At 69.1% G+C, this 1,241-nt stretch carries 1 protein-coding gene; it reads left to right on the top strand.

Annotation, left to right across the window (positions count from 1 at the left end):
* The coding region (locus ACZ7M2_RS52445) for an RNA-guided endonuclease InsQ/TnpB family protein (protein ID WP_471601368.1) at positions 1-1,194 on the top strand (1,194 nt) is incomplete at its 5' end.
* Between the last annotated feature and the right edge of the window lie 47 nt (positions 1,195-1,241).

Genomic DNA, 1,241 nt, shown 5'->3' with positions numbered 1-1,241 from the left:
GCCGGGCGCGCCCGGTACACCTACCGGCTTCGCGTGTCGTCGAGTGCCCGTACCGCGCTGGAGGCGGAGTGGGCACGGTGCCGGTGGATCTGGAACGAGTGCGTCGCCAAGTCCAAGGCGGTCCACCTGCACAACAAGACCACGGGAGAGAAGCGGACCTGTGGCCCGGCGCAGCTCGACCGGATGCTGACCGGGGCGCGGGAGCGTACGCCGTGGCTGCGTGAGGGCAGCTCAGTTCCTCAGCAGCAGCTGATCCGGGACTTCGGCAGGTCCCGCGCGAAGGCGCTCAAGGACATCCGGGAACGGCTGCCTCAGCGGCAGCGGGCCGGTATGCCGGGGTGGAAGAAGAAGCGCGAGGCGTTGCCGACGCTGAACTACACCCGGCGCGGGTTCCGGCTGAAGGACGGCCGCCTGCATGTGGCGGGTGGGATCGTGCTGAGGGTGGTGTGGTCGCGCGACCTGCCGGGCGAACCCTCTTCGGTGCGCGTGTACCGGGACAGCGTCGGGCACTGGTACGCATCGTTCGTGGTCCCCACCGAGGTGCGGCCGTTGCCAAAGACCGGCCGGGTGCTCGGCGTGGACTGGGGCGTGAAGGAGACCGCGACCACCACCTCCGACGCCCACGACCTGCCGCACGCCCAGCACGGCCGTAAGGCGCAGGCTGGGCTGACGCGTTACGACCGGATGATGGCCCGCCGCCGGCCGAAGAAGGGGCAGGCCGCCTCGAAGGGCTACCGCGAGGCGAAGAAGTGGCGGGCGAAGACCTACGCGAAGATCGCCCGGCAGCGGCAGGACACCGGCCGCAAGTGGGCGAAGAAGGTGGTGGCCGACCACGACGCCATCGCCGTCGAGGACTTCCAGCCGAAGTTCCTCGCCCAGTCCTCGATGGCGCGCAAGGCGGCGGACGCCGCGATCGGCGCCACGAAGAAGGCCCTGATCGAGATGGGCCGCAAGCACGGACGCGACATCCGTCTCGTGCATCCCGCACACACCACCATGGACTGCGCATCGTGCGGAGCGAGAACCAAGCACGCACTGCCGTTGTCCGAGCGCACCTACACCTGCACCGCGTGCAAAGTCGTCTCGCCCAGAGACAAGAACTCCGCCCGCGTGATGCTCGTCCGGGCAGGTCTGAACCCGGCTGGTGTTGAGGGCGTAAGACCACCGGGAGCGCTGCTCCCAGAGGCAGCCTGAGCCAGGAATCCCCGCTCAGCCCTGAAGGAAGGAATCCCCTCCCTTCA

It is taken from the genome of Streptomyces sp. NPDC111507 (assembly GCF_055638955.1).
Note: the sequence above shows the minus strand (reverse complement) of the source record. Positions and strands in the feature narration are given on the sequence as shown.